The sequence below is a fragment of the Rhodococcus opacus genome (assembly GCF_012396235.1).
In the GTDB taxonomy this organism is placed as follows: Bacteria; Actinomycetota; Actinomycetes; order Mycobacteriales; family Mycobacteriaceae; genus Rhodococcus_F; species Rhodococcus_F opacus.
Genome location: NZ_JAAXPA010000035.1, coordinates 39,948 through 57,139, shown reverse-complemented (window position 1 = coordinate 57,139; position 17,192 = coordinate 39,948). Strand labels below are relative to the sequence as shown.

Below are 17,192 nucleotides of genomic sequence, written 5' to 3'. Positions count from 1 at the left end.
CTCGCGGATCGGCAGCTCTTCTTGCTTGATCTTTGGGGCCTCAACAGGTCATATGCTTCCGAATGAACGAAAGATCAACCATGCATCCTCTGAGCTCTCCGGCTCTGAGCAGTTTCACATTTTCAGATACGAGCTATTGACATATCTACGGAGTGGGGCCTACTAATGTGAGCAGCAGCACACCAGTTTGGTGAAGCGAACCACTAGGGATCAAGGACATGCCGCCTCACGGAGGCGACCATCCGCACCCGGCCGGTCACAGCTTCTGCTTACGCCCGTTCGAACAAAGGAACTTCGATGAAGGATCTGCAATTTCTGCAATGGAAGACCGATCAGAAGGTAGGCACGGTCTGGCTTACCCGCCCGCCGGTCAACGCGGTCACCCGGGAGATGTACGCAGAGATCAAGTGGTTCTTCACCCACACGGAGGAGTACCTCCCCGAGGCTCGGGCGATCGTCTTGACCGGCGCCGGCAAGCACTTCTGCGGCGGCAACGATCTCACCGAATTCCAGACGATGACGCCGGAAAACGCCGGTGAGCGCATGCTTGCGGTCCGTGAAGCGTTCTGGTCGATCTACGATTGCCCGTTGCCGGTGATCGCAGCTGTCCACGGAGTGGCCGTGGGCACCGGATTGGCCCTGGCAGCGTCGTGTGATCTGGTCGTGGCAGCCAAGGGCGCCACATTCACGCTTCCCGAGGTCAACGTCGGTGTGATGGGCGGCGCCAAACATGCCTCACGCCTGGTACCGCAGCAGTTGGTCCGCTATCTGCACCTCACCGGCGAACCGCTGTCTGCCGAGGAACTCGCGCAGCAGGGCGGCGTCTTGAAAGTCGTCGATCCCGATCAGCTACTCGACGTAGCCTACGACGTGGCGGCCAAGATGGTCCGGCACTCCCCGGTCACGTTGCGGTTCGCCAAGCGCAGCCTCAATGCGATCGAATACCAGGACCTCAAGGGCGGCTACGAGTTCGAGCAGGGTCTTTCCGGCGAGTTGTCCGCTTACTCAGACGCCAAAGAGGCCGTAGCAGCATTCTTCGAGCATCGCGCACCGGCCTACACGGGAGCATGAGATGAATGCTGTTTCACCTATGCCGGTCGAGCAGATCACCGAGATCGCCGATCTGCGGCGCGAGGCTCGGAGGTGGCTTGCCGAAACAGAGATCCCCACCGTGCCGTTGGAGCTGGAGGAACGGTTCAACGTCCTTCGTCGATGGCAGCGCACACTATTCGATGCCGGATGGATGGGGCTGGGATGGTCACGTGAAGCCGGCGGACGTGGCCTCACCGCGCGGCACCAGCAAGTCTTCTCCGAGGAGCTGGCGCGCGCTCATGCACCCGCCCCGATCGGATTGATCGGCCTCGATGTGGTCGGCCCCTCGATCCACCGGTACGGTTCGCCCGAGCAGCGCTCCCGTTTTCTGCCGCCGCTGCTCGCCGGCGAAGACATCTGGTGTCAGGGGTTCTCCGAACCCTCTGCCGGCTCCGACCTCGCATCACTGCGGACCCGCGCTCTTCGCCACGGGGACAAGTACGTCGTCAACGGACAGAAGGTCTGGACCAGTTGGGGCAATCAGGCCAGTTGGTGCGCACTGCTGTGCCGCACCGACCCCGACGCCGAACCCAAGCACGCCGGCATCTCCTACCTCATCGTCGACATGAGTTCCCCCGGAATTACCGTCCGTCCACTCGTCCAGATGACAGGCGATGCCGAATTCTGCGAGGTCTTCTTCGACAACGTCGAAGTCCCGGTCGGCAACCTGGTCGGCAAGGAAAACGACGGCTGGCGAATTGCCCTCGACACCCTGTCTCAGGAACGTGGCAACTATGCAATGCGCCGACAGGTGGAGATCGGCTGGGGTGTCGAGAAGACGATCGACGGACTACGAGGCACCTCCCCGGAATCGACGACCAATCGTCGGATCAGCACCGCCATCGGAGAGTCACACGTGGCGCTGCGGGTATTGGATGCTCAGATCCGCCGAACTGTGCAACGCCTGATCGACGAAGAGGGACCACATCCGCTCGACTCGATCGACAAGCTCGTCCTCAACGACGCAGAGCAGGTAGTCGGTCGCGCCCTCGCCGATCTCCTCGGACCGTTCCGCCTCGACACCGAATCACAACCTCTCGGACTGAACGCCGCGCAGTTGATTCACGATCACTACTTCTCGCGTGCCGCATCGATCTACGGCGGTACATCACAGATCCAACGCAACATCGTTGCCGAGCGGCTGCTCGGCCTACCCAGGAGCTGATGATGAGTCTCACCGCACCTGACGTGGACCTCGTCACCCCGATCCGCGAATTCTTTGACCGCCGTGTCACATCCGACTACCGTCATGCCCTGCTCAGCGGCGGCGGCTGGGACCCGGATCTGATGGCCGAACTCGACGACCTCGGCTGGTTCGAGCTGACCCGCCCCGAAAACCGCGGTGGTCTAGGAATCGACCTGACCGCGGTCGCCGGTCTGATCGCCTTGGTCGGTGATCGGCTCGTACCCGGCCCCCTGGTCGAGCAACTGATCCTGCCGGCGTACCTCGACATTCCCGAAGGTTCGCTCGTCGCCTTCGCCGACCCTGCCGTCACCCTCGACTGGGCATCCTCGATCGGTTCCGTGCACATGGAATCGGGGCAGATCCAGGGAACGATCGAACTCGTACGCTTCGGCGCCGAGGCCGACTCGCTGGTACTGGCAGTCGACGGCCCGGACGGACCGGCGCTGCTGCTCCTACCGGGCAGTGACCCGGCGCTGGCGCTCACGCCGATCACCAGTTCTGATCCCACATCGCATTACGTGCGCCTGGAGATCGCATCGCGAACTGTCACCGACGCCGAGATCCTCGCCACCGGAATCGAAGCGGCCACACTCCTACGACAGATCCGGGCATGGTTCCGGCTTCTCACCGCGTGCGAAATCAGTGGTATCGCCCGCCGTATGCTCGAGAAAACTGTCGAGTACGTCGCGCAGCGCCAGCAATTCGGCAAGCCCGTCGGATCCTTCCAAGCCGTGAAACACATTGCGGCGTCGATGGCACAGGCGGCCATCTCGATGGAGGCACTCTGCGAGGCAACGGTTTCCGATATAGCCTCTGCTGAGGTTGATTTCGACATCGAGATGGCAACGTGGACGGCCAAGGCCTATGCCGCCGGCGCCGGACGACAGGTGGTCGAGGACGCCTTGCAGTTGCATGGCGGGATCGGCTTCACCACCGAATACGACCTACACTGGTACTACCGCCGCGTCCTCGCCCTGCGGACCTGGTATGGGGACGAGCACGAACTCCACGCACTCATCGGTTCGCGGCGCCTGACCGACGGAGTCGACCGATGATCACCGCAACTCACACCGATTCCGCGCGCCGCGACCGCTACCTCACCAGCGGCGAGTGGAGCCACAGCACGATCGATTCTGCTTTGGCCGAGTATGCACACCATCACCCCGATCGGCTGGCTGTGGTCGATGGCGATCGTCAGGTCAGTTATGCCGAACTCGACGCCATGATCCGCAGGTTGGCCGGAGTGCTACTCGAGCGTGGGATCCGGCCGGGCGACTCGGTGGTCTGGCAGTTGCCGAACTGGCTTGAAGCGATCGTCGTACATCACGGTGCGCTGCGGATCGGCGCCGTCTCCACCCCGATCATCCCGATCTATCGACATCGCGAAGTGCAGTTCATTCTGAAGCAATCGCGAGCGCGTATCGCGTTTGTGCCCGGCATGTTCCGCACCTTCGACCACCGCGGGATGTTCGACGAGCTGGCGCCCACGCTTCCCGACCTCGAGCATGTGATCACCGTTCGCGGTTCCGACAACGAGTTCGACCACCTCCTCTCGGGCGCAACTCCACTCGACAATCCCGTCGAGCACGCCAGCACCGATGTCGCATTGCTTCTGTACACATCCGGAACCACCTCCGATCCGAAGGGTGCTCTACACACCCACGAAAGCCTGGATTACGAGAACCGGAGCATCATCGAACTCTTCGATCTGACCGGCGAGGACATCGTGTACATGCCCTCACCGGTCGGTCACATCACCGGCATTCTGTACGGACTGCAGTTGCCGTTCATGCTCGGCAGCCATGTCGTGTTCCAAGATATCTGGGACCCCGGCGCCGGCCTGGAGTTGCTGCAACGCCGACGCTGCACGTTCGTCATCGGTGCCACACCCTTCTTGCACGGACTGGTACACCACCCGGATCGCGCCGAGTACGACATCGCCCTGCGGGTTTTTGGTTGCGGTGGCGCCGACGTACCCCCCGAACTGATCCGGCAGGCCGAGGAGCAGCTGGGCTGCACCGCGACCCGCATCTACGGATCGACCGAATTCCCGACTCTGTCCGGCGGAAACGCGAGCGATCCGCTGGACAAGCGCGCCACCACAGACGGGCGTCCTATCGGGTCCGCAGAAGCGAGGACTGTCGATGAGCACGACACTCCGGTCCCCCCGGGCGCGGTCGGCGACCTGCAGGTTCGCGGCCCTGACCTGTTCACCGGATACCTCGATTCGAGACTCAATGCGGATGCCTTCGCCTCGGATGGCTGGTTTCGGACCGGTGATCTGGCGGTGATCGACGAGGACGGGTACATCCAGATCACCGGTCGGCGTAAGGACATCATCGTCCGGGGCGGGGAGAACATTTCCGCCAAGGAGATCGAAGACCTGCTCTTCGAATATCCCGGTATTGCCGACATCGCGGTGGTCGGCATGCCCGACCCGATCATGGTCGAACGCATCTGCGCCTATGTGGTACCGAGCGACCAGGCGCATCCACCTGCGCTGGACGAGCTTACGTCGTTCCTGCGCGAACATCGGATGGCTACCCAGAAGCTGCCCGAGCGGCTCGAAGTCGTCGAACAACTACCGCGGACGGCGACAGGCAAGATCCAAAAGTTCGTCCTGCGTGACCGAATCCGAGTCGCTCTGACCTCCGACAACGCTGTCTGATCGCACTCCCCCATCTCCCTCGTACCCCTTCCGGAAGGAAATCCCTTGAACACCACACTCCTCGAGGAGCTCGACGTCCTCGTCATCGGCGGCGGCTTCTCCGGCGTCTACCAGCTCGACCGGCTGCGCACCCTCGGCTACAACGTCAAGATCTACGAGGCCGGCACCGGACTCGGCGGCGTCTGGCATTGGAATTCCTATCCAGGTGCACGCGTCGATACCTGGGCGCCGGTCTACCAGTTCTCGCGTGAAGAGCTCTGGCGCGACTGGAACTGGAGCGAGATGTACCCCGGTCGTGACGAGCTGGTTCGCTACTTCGAATACGTCGACGAGAAGCTCGACCTGAGCAAAGACGTCCGCTACGAGACCCGCGTCCTGGCAGGCCGATTCGACGAAGAAACCCATACGTGGACATTGGTTTCCCGCAACGAGCGCACCGGTGAGGAATTCACCACCCAGGCGCGGTTCGTGATCATGTGTCTCGGTGCCGGCTCCAAGCCCCTCTTCCCCAACATCCCTGGCCTCGAAAAGTTCGCGGGCGACTGCTTCCACACAGCACGCTGGCCACTGGAGGGCTACGACCTTGCGGGCAAGCGGGTCGCCGTCATCGGCACCGGAGCCAGCGGCATCCAGGTAATCCAGGAGGCCTCGAAGGTCGCAGATCATCTGACGGTGTTCCAGCGCACCCCCAACACCGCGCTTCCGATGAATCAGCGGGCGCTTGGTGAGGCGGACAATGCCGAGATGAAGAAGACCTATCCGGAGCGATTCGCCAATCGCAAGAACACCTGGGCCGGTTTCGATTATGACTTCCTCAAAGAGAACATCCAGGATCTGACCGAGGAACGTCGCAACGAAATACTCGAGGAACTCTGGACCAACGGTGGACTGCAGCCCTGGCTGGGTGGCTTCCTGAATGTCCTGTTCGACAAGGACGACAACGACATCCTGTACGCGTTCTGGCGGGACAAGACACGTCAACGTATCACCAGGCCGGAGCTGGTGGAACTGCTTGCACCGACCGAGCCGATCCATCCATGGGGCGTCAAGCGTGTCTCCCTGGAGCAGAACTACTTCGAGAGCCTGTGCCGTGACAATGTCGAGCTCGTCGATACCTCTGCCAATCCGATCCGGGAGGTCGCCAGTGACGCCATCGTCACCGCGGACGGTACCCGACACGAAGTCGATGTCATCGTGCTGGCCACCGGCTTCGACTCGGTCACCGGAGGCTTGACTGCCATCGATATTCGCGGCACCAGAAATGAGACCTTCGAGGAGGTGTTCCGCGGCGGCAGCCGGACAGCACTAGGCAAGGCGACAGTAGGCTTCCCGAATCTCCTGTACGTCTACGGACCCCAGAGCCCGAACGCATTCTGCAATGGTCCGACATGCGCCGAACTTGAAGGCGAACATCTGATCCAGATCGTCGAGCACATGCGGAACAACGGCTACACCCGTATCGAGGCCAAGCCGGAAGCCCAGCAATATTGGGGTGCGCATATCGCAGAGCTGACCTCGGCCACCCTGTTCCCGCTGGCCAAGTCTTGGTACATGGGCGCCAACGTGCCCGGCAAAACCGTCGAAATGCTCATGTATCCCGGCGGTCTTTCGGTATACCTCGAGATCCTCGAGAAGGCTGCTGCCGGTGGATATCAGGAGCAGTTCGAACTCGTCTGATCTCACCTGACCAGCCACCCCGATCGGAACCCGAGGGTAGACATGCTCATACATGTCGTGACATTCACCTTCAAGCCGTCCATCTCGACCAGTGAAATCGACGAATTCCAAAAGGATTTCAAATTTTTCGTCGACCAATACCGTACGCGCGCAATGTCCGACACGGTATCGACCTCGAACGCGACCGAACAACGCCAGCTACGCACTGGTTGCCCATTTCCAGGACGAAGCCGACTTCCAGCAGTATCTCGACCACCCTCTCCACAAAGGAGCCGATCCAGTCCACAATCGTGCCCAAGTGTGAATCCTGGCTCGGGACCCAATTCCTGACAGCCGAGTGACAATCACCCAGTACCTCAACCCGCACGGACTAAGGAGTTCACGCGATGGCTACCTACCAACCCACAGTATTCTCGACCGGGCATCAGTTTCTCGAGGCACCTCGCTGGCATGACGGAAAATTCTGGGCCAGCGACTTCTTCAGCGAACAGGTGCTCACCTTCGCCGAGGACGGCACCGCAACGCCGATAACCAAAGTGCCCGGCCGACCGTCCGGACTCGGTTTCCTACCCGACGGGACCCCCCTTGTCGTCTCGCAGAACGAGCGGTCGGTGTATCGCATCACCGCCGGCGGCAAGCTCGAGCAGTATGCCGACTTCAGCGCACTGGCTGGAGGGATCGGCAACGACCTGTATGTGTCACCGGCGGGCGACGCTTATGCCGGCAATTTCGGATTCGCGCTCGGTGAAGAGGATCCGAAGCCGACTCACCTCGTCCACATCCGGGCCGACGGCAGCGTCTCGCAGGTTCCTGGAGATCTGATCTTCCCCAACGGCTGCGCACGTACCCCCCATGGCACCCTGCTGGTCGCGGAAACCTTCCCGCACCGCATCAGCGCGTTCGACATGGCGGAAGATGGCGGTCTGACCAACCACCGAGTTTGGGCGCAGCTCGACGAATCGTTTCATCCCGATGGCATCGCCCTGGATAGTGACGGCGGCCTCTGGTTCGGGAACGCGTTGACCCTCGGCGCCGACAGTGGCTTCTATCGGGTCGTCGAAGGCGGCCAGATCACCGATAAGGTCGAGGTCACCGACACGTGGGCAGTGGCGTGCGCATTCGGCGGAGAGAACCTCGACACCCTCTACCTCTGCTGCAACACAACAACGCTCGAAGAGTTTCACGAAGGACGCTCGACCGCTCATGTTGCCGTCGCGCAGGTCGGGCGCACCGGAGTTCCGGCGTCCATCTGAACGTGAGGAGACAGGCGTGAACACCACGATCGTCACAGAAGGCCGCGGCGGGATCGGGCTTGCGACAGCGCGTACCCTTCAGAAGATTGTCCGAAGCGCCAGGTCGTCCTGGTGGACCTCGACGCTGGCGAGGCCCCCGGCCTACACCGATCGAGTCCTCGCGGCGGCCGGGTTCATCGCGGGCGATCTTTTCGACCGTCGATGCCGCTCACGCCGACCCGCCCGAAGCCCTCTCGTCGGGTATCCACCGACGCCGTCGCCCGATGTCTGCCCTCGAACACCGCCGGAGAAGCGCCGGATTACCGTCCGGCCAGTCAGGCAACATCTCGATCCCGGACGTGGCGGATCAGGCGCCCACGCCGGTCGCCGACGACGCTCGCGAACGAGACGGCGGATGTGATGACAGTTACTTTCGAGCGATACGCTTCGGTATCGTTCGCCATGTCGCTACCATCAATTGCACACCGTTTACAACCTCGTTAGAGGTGACCGAGTGTGGATCATCCGGGTTCGTCCCGGTCCCACCGATGTCGAGCCCAGGCATCAAATACACCGACACGCCCTGCGGACGTGGTGCCGCACCGATCATAGTCCCGGACCCAGGTCTGTCGCTGCCGCTACCCGACTGCCGCCTCCCGGGCATCAGAAGTGACACCGCGATGTGTCGAGGGGTCATGTCGCACAACACCTTCGGATGAAATGAACGACGCCGTGGTTGTTTCCCGGGAGGCCACGCCAACCCACACCGATCCGCCTGGCATACCGCGGCAACAAACCCACGTCCGCCAGCCACACCCGCGCGACCGCCCTTGCCGACAGATTTGGCCCTCCGCTCCACTCCGAAAGCGACCCATCCCGCTGTGCCTGATCATTTCCGCCACTCCCCCGACCGGGACTGGCAGCACCGCGCGTCCTGCCGCAGCACCGACACCAACCTGTTCTTCTCCCCCGACGGTGAACGCGGCCCCGACCGCGCCCGACGTGAGCGCGCCGCCACACAGATCTGCCAGGACTGCCCCGTACTCGCTCAGTGCCGAGCCCACGCTCTCACCGCCACCGAGGCATACGGCATCTGGGGTGGCATGTCCGAAAACGAGCGCACCCGCCACACCCGACGCACCCGCGTCCCAGCCCGCCACCGCGACGCCACACACGCTCCGGCACCACACCACCACCGCTCTCCCTGCTCGTGCACGTGACGAACACGTGCGCGGTGACATCGATCCCCCCGTCACGGCTCCGCCTCCGGAACCTGTGAACGTCTCTCTGCGAACCGGCAGACGGCACTCCTGAAGTCCCTATCCTCGACAAGGGACGTTCTCCCGCAAAGGAGTGACCATGAGCGGATCGATCGAATCATCTCCGCACGACGGTGCCCGTGTGCTCGTCGTGATCCTCTCCGCGGTGGTGGCGGTCGTGGGTTCGATCATCGGCTCAGGGGCGCTGGTGGGAACCCCGATCTCCCAGGTCGCCGACGGCGCCCTCGCCACCGACGCCACCGCAGTGGCCCCCGGCGGGCCCGCCTTCTCCATCTGGACCCTGATCTACCTCGGGTTCCTCGCGCTCGCGATCTGGCAGGCACTGCCCGCGCACCGCACCGATCCTCGGCAACGCCGCGCCGGGTGGTGGCTCGCCGCGGCGATGATCCTGAACGCGGCATGGATAGCCTGCGTGCAGTTCGAACAACTGTCGCTCAGCGTCCTGACCATTCTCGCGTTACTCGCAATGCTGGTCGTCGTGTTCGACATCCTGACCAACACGAAGCCGTCCAGTCGTGTCGAGGCGATCGTGGTCGACGCCACCGCGTTCGTGTACCTCGGCTGGGTGTGTGTCGCGGTGGTCGCCAACATCGCCGCCGCGCTGGCCGCCGCCGAGATCGATCCGTTCGCTCTCGGGGCCGATACCTGGGCCGTGCTCGTCCTCACCGTAGTCGCCGTGGTCGCCGTGGTCCTTGCCGTCGCCGGTCACGGACGCTTCACCGTCACAGCAGCCATCGTCTGGGGGCTCGTATGGATCGCCGTCGCGCGGACCACCGGCGACGGTTCCACCTCACAGCCCGCCGCCATCGCCGCGCTGGCGGCCGCCGCGCTGGCCATCGTCGCCACCGCGATCGCCCGGCTACCCCGCGCACGTTCCGGCGAGCCCACCGTCACGAACCCGTAATCGTGTAGTGCTTGGCAGGTCGACCACGAGCGATCCGTAGTGGCCGACAGGATTCCCCGATCACACCCGTCCTGACCGCCCCACAACTGCGCCCGCATCTTCTCCTCGAAACACTGGTCTACGGACGCCGAACACGGAACGTCCCCGACGAGAACGAAGTCGTCCTGTGCGGAGGTCAACCAACCAGGGGACGGTAACTCTCGAGCTCGAGAAGCGACGGCACGCATCCCGCTTCCGCCACGGCCGTCACCTCATCGAGGTAGGCCAGGACGGGCCGGATCGGCGGTCGAGGTCGTGCCCGGGTCGCAGAACTGGACCTCCAGACGATCACCGGCCGTGGTCGCCTCCCTGCTGACTGCACCGACATTCGAGTTGTACCGCGCAGTCCCGCTGTGCCGTTAATCGAGCCAGGCTCGGCTGCGCGACCATGAGCGAACAGGCAGACATCACGCTTGCGGCATTCGCCGAGCGCGCTCACATACGACTCGAGTCCAATTCCGGCTCCGCAGAGACGTTCTCGTCCGGTTCCGGTGCCGACGCGAGCTTGCTCGGCCACCAGATCTTCTGCCCGATGTCGACGGTGAGGGCGGGCACCAGGAGTGACCGCACGAGGAGTGCGTCGAGGAGCACGCCGAACGCCACGATGAAGGCGATCTGCGCGAGGAAGATCAGCGGAATGACGGCGAGTGCCGAGAAGGTCGCCGCCAGAACCACTCCCGCCGACGTGATCACTCCGCCGGTGACGGTCAGGCCGCGCAACGCGCCGCGCCGGGTTCCGATGCGCCGGGCCTCTTCCCGGACCCGGGTCATGAGGAAGATGTTGTAATCGATTCCGAGGGCGACGAGGAACACGAACGCGAACAGCGGGACCACGGGATCGGCACCCGGGAATCCGAAGATGTGCTCGAAGACCAGGGACGAGACGCCCAGCGTCGCAGCGAAGGACAGCACCACCGTTCCCATCAGCAGCAGCGGCGCGAGTAGCGAACGCAGCAGCAGGCACAGGATCGCGAACACCACGAGGATCACGACGGGGATGATCAGCGTGCGGTCACGCGTCGACGTGGTCTTGGTGTCGAGGTCCGTGGCGGTGGTGCCGCCGACCAGGGCGTCGGCGCCGTCGATCGGGTGGACGGCCTCACGCAGGCGGACGATGGTGTCCTCGGCCGCGAGGGAATCGGCCGGATCGGTCAGGGTGGCTTCGATCGCCACCCGGCCGTCCACCACCAGCGGGTCCTGCGTGCCGGGGGCGGACAGCACGGTGATGTCGCCGACTCCCTCGACCCGGGCAGCGTCGGCTACCGCATCGCGGGAGCCCTCGTTCGCGATGATCACCGCCGGCGAACCGGAGCCGGCGTCGAAGTGGTCGCCGAGAATCTGCTGGCCCGCAACGGAATCGACGTCGAGGAGGAACGTCTCCGACTCGGCGACACCACTCGCTTCGAACTGGGGCATCAGGAGCGCGAAGAGCACCAGCACCAGGCTCGACGCCACCCAGAACCGGCGTGGGTGCGCACCGATCCGTGCCGCGAGCGCGGCCCAGAACTTGTGGTCTGCGGCTTCGTCCTTCTCTGCGTGCCGTGCGTCGAACGCGGGCCGGCTCGGCCAGTACGCCGTCCGGCCGAGGAGTACGAGCACCGCGGGGAGGTATGTCATGGACGCGACGAACGACGCCGCGATGCCGATGGCCGCCACGGGCCCGAGTCCGCGGTTGGAGTTGAGATCGGACAGCAGCAGGCAGAGCACGCCGGCGATGACGGTGCCCGCGGAGGCGGCGACGGGTTCCAGCGTCGCCCGCCACGCGGTCCGCATGGCGCGGTACTTGTCCTGCTCGATCCGCAGTTCCTCGCGGTAGCGGGACACGAGCAGCAGGGCGTAGTCGGTCGCGGCACCGAAGACCAGGATGAACAGGATTCCCTGACTCTGGCCGTTCAGCGCGATCACACCGGCGTCGGCGAGCAGGTACACGAGGAGGCTCGACAGTCCCAGCGCGAAGACGGCGGAGGTGATCACCGCGAACGGAAGGATCGGACTGCGGTAGACGACGATGAGGATGAGGATCACGACGACACCCGCCACCAGGAGCAGCAGTCCGTCGATTCCCGCGAACGCCGAGGACAGATCCGCTACCTGACCGGCGGGTCCGGTGACGAGGACGGTGAGACCGTCCGGTGCGGCATCGAGCGCGTCCCGGAGTTCCGTGACACTGTCGCCGACCTCGCCGGCGCTGTCGACGGGCACGAACAGCTGCAGTGCCCGGCCGTCGGCGGACGGGATCGGCGGTGACACCTCGTCACCGAATCCCTCCGAACCGGCGAAGGAGTTCGCGGTGCCGGCGAGGAACTCGGTGTCGGCCGCGGTGATCCCCGACGTCCGTTCGGCGACGACGATCGCCGGCACGAACTGCGTGTCGGTGAAACCCTTCTGCGGCGCCGAGACCTCCGTGGCCTCGGCCGACGCGGGCAGGAACGACGTGCTGTCGTTCTGCTGGACCGAGGAGAGTTTGCCGGCGAACGGACCACCGAAACCGCCGACGGCCAGCCAGACGATCACCAGCAGGGCTGGCAGAATCCACCGCAGGCGACGAACCGGGCGCGGGCGGGCAGTTGTGGTCACGTGCTCTCCAATGCTGGACAGTTCGACGTCCGGATGTCCGGATTGCGATGTTCCTATTTTGTTCAGCCTGCTGAGCAAATTGCAAATGGAGGCGAAGAAATGACGGGCGACAGCATGGACGAGTGGCCTACCGGACGGCTGTTGTCCACGGCTGCGCGGCTGGTCGAGCACTCGTGGGAGGACATTCTCCGGTCACAGAACATGACCCACGCCGGCCTCATCTGCCTGCACACGATCGCCGACCGGCCTGCCTCGCAGCGGGACATCGCGAAGGTCTCGCGGGTGACGGACCAGACCATCAGCCGCACCATCGACCGCCTCGAACGCGCCGGGTACGTCACCCGGGAAACCGATCCACTCGACGAGCGGCGCAAGCGGGTCGCGATCACCGAGCCGGGCCGCGCGATCTACCGCCGCCTGCTCACCCTGGAGAAGGAGGATGCGGCCCTCACCGCCGCCGTCGGCGACGTGGGGCCGCTGCGCGAACAACTCCTGCTCCTCGTCCGGTCACTGGGACTTCCGCCCCGGGACTGATCGCCGTCGTCACACATTCGCAGGAAGGGCGATGACGACCTCTTGCTCGTGCGCCGGCAGATAGTGGACCGTCACCACCCGGCCGACCTGGACGTGCCCGACGCTGCGCGGCGGCAGGAACTTCTCGACACGGGTGGTGAACGTCGTGCCGTCGGGCCGGGAGACCGCCAGCCCGAGTTCGACCTTCGAATTCCCGTTGCGGATCTCGCCGGGCACGCTGAGCGACTGCACCACCGCCGGCGCGGGGATGCCGCGGGCCGCGATGTCGAGCTTGCCCGGGGTGGTGATCCCCTCACGAATCATGGATCGGTTCAACGCATCCTGGGCCGTCGACATGTCGCCCGAGCGATCGATCTCGACCTTGTCGGTGCGGTCCGGAAGATAGCGGACGGGCAGGACGACCCCTGGACGGAGAAGCGCCAACTCGGTCAGCGGCACGATCATCCTGGCGTGCGATTCGAAGATCCTGCCGTCGGCGCCCTCGACGCCGAGGTCGATCCGCACTTCCGGTTGATCGTTGAGCGTCATGCCGGTCTGGCGCACCGACCGCACCGTCCCGATCCCGACCGCGCCGTGCCGGAACGCGGCACTGTTCCGCCCCGTGAACACTGCCAGCACACTGTCGCCGGTGACGGCGAAACAGACCACGACCACGCTGACCGCGACGATCGGCCAGATCATCTGCGGGCCGACCCACGACAGCGCGTCGATTCCGTAGTTCGTCCGCCCCCGATCGCCGAGGCCGTACCACAGGTAGTAGCCGACCGACCCGACGAGAAACACCAGGGCGGCGGTACGCACGATCTTCTTCACGATGAGTCCTCTCCGTGCCTGAACTGGGTGGAAGAACGGGTGGGACGCGCGCGAACTCGACTCCCGCGCGCGTCCCGGGTGAGCCGGCTCAGCCGCCCACGACGGTCGAGCATGCGAACGTGATGTCGAACTTCGACGAACTCGGCGCGGTCGGGATGCTCATGTCGGGCGCCCCGACGCCTTCGCCGGTGATCGTGTAGGTGTCGCCGTCCTTCACGACCGTCGCGGAGCCACCGGGCATTCCCTGGCCGAAGCCGAGGGCGTACGGGAGGCCGTTCGACCCGCCCTTGCTGCCCGCGATCCCGACGGCCTGCACGGTGTCGGTGCCGGTGACGGTCGCGGAGACCGCCAGGTCGCCGTACGTCGCGTTGGCGGTGTCCGCCAGCGCCAACGCGAGGGTGTCGCCCTGCTTGGCGCAGGTGGCGTCGAAGTCGGCTTCCAGTGCCTTGCCGTCGACCGCGGCCGAGGACGCGCCTGCCTCGGACGCGGCGGCCGGGGACTGTTCGGAGCTTCCACCGCCGGAGTCGCTGTCGCTGGTGTCGCTGCAGCCCGAGACGAGCAGGGCGACAGCGGCCGCCGCCACGATGCCGGCGGTGTAGACGCGCTTCTGAGTCCGAACGATCTTGTTCATGATCCGTCCTTCACGTTTCGTGAGGGGCGCTCGGCGCCCGTCGTCGATTCCTTCGGCTCGCGGACTGGAGCCGATGTGAGAAAGGTAGGAACGTCTCGCGCCCTACCGATCCCAGATTTGTCGACGGGTCGACGGGGCATCCCTGCGGTAACCTGCTCGAATGCGGACTGGATCGAGGAGCTCAACGGCTGCTCGGCGACCGCGCGCGATGGTCCTCGACGAGCTGTGGCGCGAGCTGGACGGCGTCGAACCGCTCAGTGGGCCGGACGGCGGACCACTGAGCCGCACCGTGAAACTGATCCTCGATCCGCTCGTCATCCGCCCGGTGCAGAACCCGCTGTGCGCCGGGCCGATCGTCACGGCCGACGGGGCGCAGCTGCTCGCCACCCGGGTGCACGCCTCCGCCGACGTGCTCCGCGCCACCGCCGCCTGGTTCACGCTGCTCAAGCGGGTTCGCCGAGCGCTGCGCATCACCGACGGCAACCCCCAGGACCTGTACTTCCAACGCTGTTTCGAACTTGCGTCCGGCTCGGGCTCACCCGACCCGTTCCGGGACGAATCCGTCGCCGAGGACACGCTGCGCGACGTGCACGATGTCGCGGCCGGCCGCACCACTCAGGCGTTGAAGGCCCACGTCACCGACCCGGAACGGGCACGGGAACTGAACGCCCTGATCGACGTCGCGTGGGGACGGCGTCCGCTGTCGGGCGCGGCCACCGGCGACCACGCCGCCGCGATCGACGCGGTCCTCGACGCCTGTCCCGGCGCGCGCCTCGAGCAGGACGGTGACGACGGACGGCACGCACTCGACAGCCTGGTCGCCGGGCATGAAGGAACCCACCACGGCATCGCACTCTGGACAATCGAGGTCACGGCCCACCGGCTCGGCCTGACAGCGCATCCCGTGCCCGTGCCGCCGCGGCTGGGGTCATCGGCGTCCACGTCGACCCTCGGACTCCCGTTCGACCGATCCGTCTACGAACGCGTCTTCACGGTGCTCCGCGCGTCGACCGACCGTACGGAACTGCCACCGATCCACGAACTGGTCACCACCGAGATCGCCCGAAGTTGCTCGCCCTGGGCGCTTCTCGACGAATCCTTGCGGGTCGCGGCGACGACGGGTGCCGCGCTGGCGACCGGTCTCCGTCCGATCGGAACGCCGTCTTCTCCCGCGGCCACGGACACCACCGCCGTCCGGGTGATCAATGGTCGCTGGCAACGGGAGGCGTACGTCCTGCAGGCACGCCGCCTCGCGGTGAGGCCCGACGCCGCGTCGCTGCCCGCAGCGAATCCACTGACGGCCATCGCCGCCGAACTCCTCGAGCCGTGGCGGCCCTACCTCCGCCGCCTGTGGGTCCGCCTCCACGGCCGCGACGTGCGCGAGTTCGCCGTCCACGAACCCGACGAACTCTGGGACCTCCTCGACGGCGTGGCGCGATCGGTCATCCTCGACCACCGCACGCGGGTCAAGCAGGCGCTCAGCGCAATTCCGCTCACAGACGCGGCGAATGCTCCCGAATCGAGGGCGAGTTGACTACCGGCACCGTGCGGATCGAGCGCGCGCCCGACGGGGTCTGGATCATCACCCCCGACGACGCACCGAGCGTCCTCGACGACACCGCAGGCATCGACGTGGCAGTGCTGGAAGTCGTCGGCGGGCACCTGTCATGGAGTGTGCTCGCGGACCATACGGTCCCGGTCGCGGTGCTCGACGACGTTGCCTCGGCGCAGGACTGGGTGTGGGCCGTGTTCGGCGAGGAGGTGGCGCTCGCCGTGGCGGCCGGATCCGGACGTGACGTCACGGTTTCCCCGGCGCGCCCTCGGGTGGCCGACGGTGCACGGCGACTCGCGTACGCGCACTGGGCGGCGAGGTGGTGGCCCACCTCGACGATCGACGCCGTCCCACCACTCGACGAGGGGCTGTTGAACGGCGAGATCGCCACGCTCGTCGAGGAATGCGATCTGCTCGTCGACGGGGACGACTCCGTCGCGGCGACCGGCCCGGCGCTCGCCGACCGTCCCGGCCGGGCAGAGGACTACGCCCTCGCGGCCGGCGCCGCGGCGACGCTGCCGAGCACGCTCGTCCTGGCGCGGGGTACCACCGGATCCGACTGGCGCCGGTACCCACCCGGACTCGTCGACGCGTCCGAGCGTGCGGTGTCGTGGGTGATGGTGCGCGCCGCCGGGAACACGACCGTGCGGGTGAGCGTCGTTGCGGCACCGGGCCTCTCCGAACCCGTGCCGGAGCATGTGCGTCCCCACGCGCAGGTCGGCACGGCATCGGGCGCTGTCGATGTCGCGCTGCAACTGTCCGGGGATGCCTGGTTCGGCGAGTCGGCCGCACCGCAGGGCTCGGAATCGGGGGTGTCCGTGGACGTGTATCTGCCCGGGTTCGGTATGGACGGGCGGCCGGACGGTGGAGGTTCGGAGGTCCGGGAGCGGGTTCGGGCCCTGGTCCGCCGGCGGCTACGCCGGGCTGCGGAGACGGCGCCGGACGACGGGCCGGACTCACCTCTGCTCGCGGAGATAGCGGCGGCCGCCTCGGATTCGGACTTCTGA

General features: G+C 65.5%; 14 protein-coding genes. 11 read left to right on the top strand and 3 right to left on the bottom strand.

Going from position 1 to position 17,192, the window contains the following annotated elements:
* The first annotated feature begins 297 nt into the window (after nucleotides 1-297).
* From HGB39_RS32865 to HGB39_RS32830, 8 genes are all read left to right on the top strand, one after another.
* Entirely contained in the window at nucleotides 298-1,071 is a 774-nt protein-coding gene (locus HGB39_RS32865) for an enoyl-CoA hydratase-related protein (RefSeq protein ID WP_005264718.1), read from the top strand.
* Nucleotides 1,072-1,090: 19 nt separating this feature from the next.
* Nucleotides 1,091-2,257, top strand: coding sequence for an acyl-CoA dehydrogenase family protein (locus tag HGB39_RS32860; RefSeq protein WP_005565967.1), 1,167 nt, complete (start codon nucleotides 1,091-1,093; stop codon nucleotides 2,255-2,257).
* A 2-nt stretch (nucleotides 2,258-2,259) separates the two neighbouring features.
* Nucleotides 2,260-3,333 carry an acyl-CoA dehydrogenase family protein gene (locus HGB39_RS32855; protein ID WP_231137737.1) on the top strand — a complete coding sequence of 358 codons (1,074 nt, stop codon included), beginning with the start codon at nucleotides 2,260-2,262 and terminating at the stop codon, nucleotides 3,331-3,333.
* Nucleotides 3,330-4,946, top strand: coding sequence for an AMP-binding protein (locus HGB39_RS32850; RefSeq protein WP_005565919.1), 1,617 nt, complete (start codon nucleotides 3,330-3,332; stop codon nucleotides 4,944-4,946). Before HGB39_RS32855 ends, HGB39_RS32850 begins: the two co-directional genes overlap by 4 nt.
* Before the next feature lie 45 nt (nucleotides 4,947-4,991).
* Nucleotides 4,992-6,623, top strand: coding sequence for a flavin-containing monooxygenase (locus HGB39_RS32845; RefSeq protein ID WP_005565918.1), 1,632 nt, complete (start codon nucleotides 4,992-4,994; stop codon nucleotides 6,621-6,623).
* Between the two features lie 386 nt (nucleotides 6,624-7,009).
* On the top strand, nucleotides 7,010-7,876 hold the full coding sequence (locus tag HGB39_RS32840; RefSeq protein ID WP_005264713.1) for an SMP-30/gluconolactonase/LRE family protein: 867 nt from the start codon (nucleotides 7,010-7,012) through the stop codon (nucleotides 7,874-7,876).
* A gap of 860 nt (nucleotides 7,877-8,736) precedes the next feature.
* Nucleotides 8,737-9,075, top strand: coding sequence for a WhiB family transcriptional regulator (locus HGB39_RS32835; protein WP_005561037.1), 339 nt, complete (start codon nucleotides 8,737-8,739; stop codon nucleotides 9,073-9,075).
* 139 nt (nucleotides 9,076-9,214) lie between these two features.
* Nucleotides 9,215-10,039 carry a TspO-related membrane protein gene (locus tag HGB39_RS32830; RefSeq protein WP_043787077.1) on the top strand — a complete coding sequence of 275 codons (825 nt, stop codon included), beginning with the start codon at nucleotides 9,215-9,217 and terminating at the stop codon, nucleotides 10,037-10,039.
* A 474-nt stretch (nucleotides 10,040-10,513) separates the two neighbouring features.
* On the opposite strand, the gene HGB39_RS32825 is transcribed toward HGB39_RS32830, so the two are convergent.
* On the bottom strand, nucleotides 10,514-12,655 hold the full coding sequence (locus tag HGB39_RS32825; protein ID WP_155755961.1) for an MMPL family transporter: 2,142 nt from the start codon (nucleotides 12,653-12,655) through the stop codon (nucleotides 10,514-10,516).
* A 99-nt stretch (nucleotides 12,656-12,754) separates the two neighbouring features.
* Here HGB39_RS32825 and HGB39_RS32820 point away from each other — a divergent pair, with 99 nt between their 5' ends.
* Complete coding sequence (locus HGB39_RS32820; protein WP_005571446.1) at nucleotides 12,755-13,189, top strand: MarR family winged helix-turn-helix transcriptional regulator; 435 nt, start codon at nucleotides 12,755-12,757, stop codon at nucleotides 13,187-13,189.
* Between the two features lie 9 nt (nucleotides 13,190-13,198).
* On the opposite strand, the gene HGB39_RS32815 is transcribed toward HGB39_RS32820, so the two are convergent.
* Together HGB39_RS32815 and HGB39_RS32810 are read right to left on the bottom strand one after the other, a co-directional pair.
* Nucleotides 13,199-14,002 (bottom strand): hypothetical protein, encoded by an 804-nt coding sequence (locus tag HGB39_RS32815; protein ID WP_005571445.1) that lies wholly within the window; start codon nucleotides 14,000-14,002, stop codon nucleotides 13,199-13,201.
* An 88-nt stretch (nucleotides 14,003-14,090) separates the two neighbouring features.
* A complete protein-coding gene (locus HGB39_RS32810) occupies nucleotides 14,091-14,633 on the bottom strand; it encodes a lipoprotein LpqH (protein WP_005571444.1) in 543 nt (180 codons plus the stop codon).
* Nucleotides 14,634-14,841: 208 nt separating this feature from the next.
* Here HGB39_RS32810 and HGB39_RS32805 point away from each other — a divergent pair, with 208 nt between their 5' ends.
* The gene (locus tag HGB39_RS32805; RefSeq protein ID WP_005571443.1) at nucleotides 14,842-16,167 is read left to right on the top strand and encodes a hypothetical protein; all 1,326 of its coding nucleotides are present in this window, start codon (nucleotides 14,842-14,844) and stop codon (nucleotides 16,165-16,167) included.
* Nucleotides 16,164-17,192 (top strand): hypothetical protein, encoded by a 1,029-nt coding sequence (locus tag HGB39_RS32800; RefSeq protein ID WP_064079912.1) that lies wholly within the window; start codon nucleotides 16,164-16,166, stop codon nucleotides 17,190-17,192. Before HGB39_RS32805 ends, HGB39_RS32800 begins: the two co-directional genes overlap by 4 nt.

Excerpts from the sequence above, each read along its gene's own strand:
- HGB39_RS32865 (WP_005264718.1), top strand. The coding sequence starts at position 298 with ATGAAGGATCTGCAATTTCTGCAATGGAAGACCGATCAGAAGGTAGGC.
- HGB39_RS32840 (WP_005264713.1), top strand. The coding sequence starts at position 7,010 with ATGGCTACCTACCAACCCACAGTATTCTCGACCGGGCATCAGTTTCTC.
- HGB39_RS32860 (WP_005565967.1), top strand. The coding sequence starts at position 1,091 with ATGCCGGTCGAGCAGATCACCGAGATCGCCGATCTGCGGCGCGAGGCT.
- HGB39_RS32805 (WP_005571443.1), top strand. The coding sequence starts at position 14,842 with ATGGTCCTCGACGAGCTGTGGCGCGAGCTGGACGGCGTCGAACCGCTC.
- HGB39_RS32855 (WP_231137737.1), top strand. The coding sequence starts at position 2,260 with ATGAGTCTCACCGCACCTGACGTGGACCTCGTCACCCCGATCCGCGAA.
- HGB39_RS32820 (WP_005571446.1), top strand. The coding sequence starts at position 12,755 with ATGACGGGCGACAGCATGGACGAGTGGCCTACCGGACGGCTGTTGTCC.
- HGB39_RS32850 (WP_005565919.1), top strand. The coding sequence starts at position 3,330 with ATGATCACCGCAACTCACACCGATTCCGCGCGCCGCGACCGCTACCTC.
- HGB39_RS32830 (WP_043787077.1), top strand. The coding sequence starts at position 9,215 with ATGAGCGGATCGATCGAATCATCTCCGCACGACGGTGCCCGTGTGCTC.
- HGB39_RS32810 (WP_005571444.1), bottom strand. The coding sequence starts at position 14,633 with ATGAACAAGATCGTTCGGACTCAGAAGCGCGTCTACACCGCCGGCATC.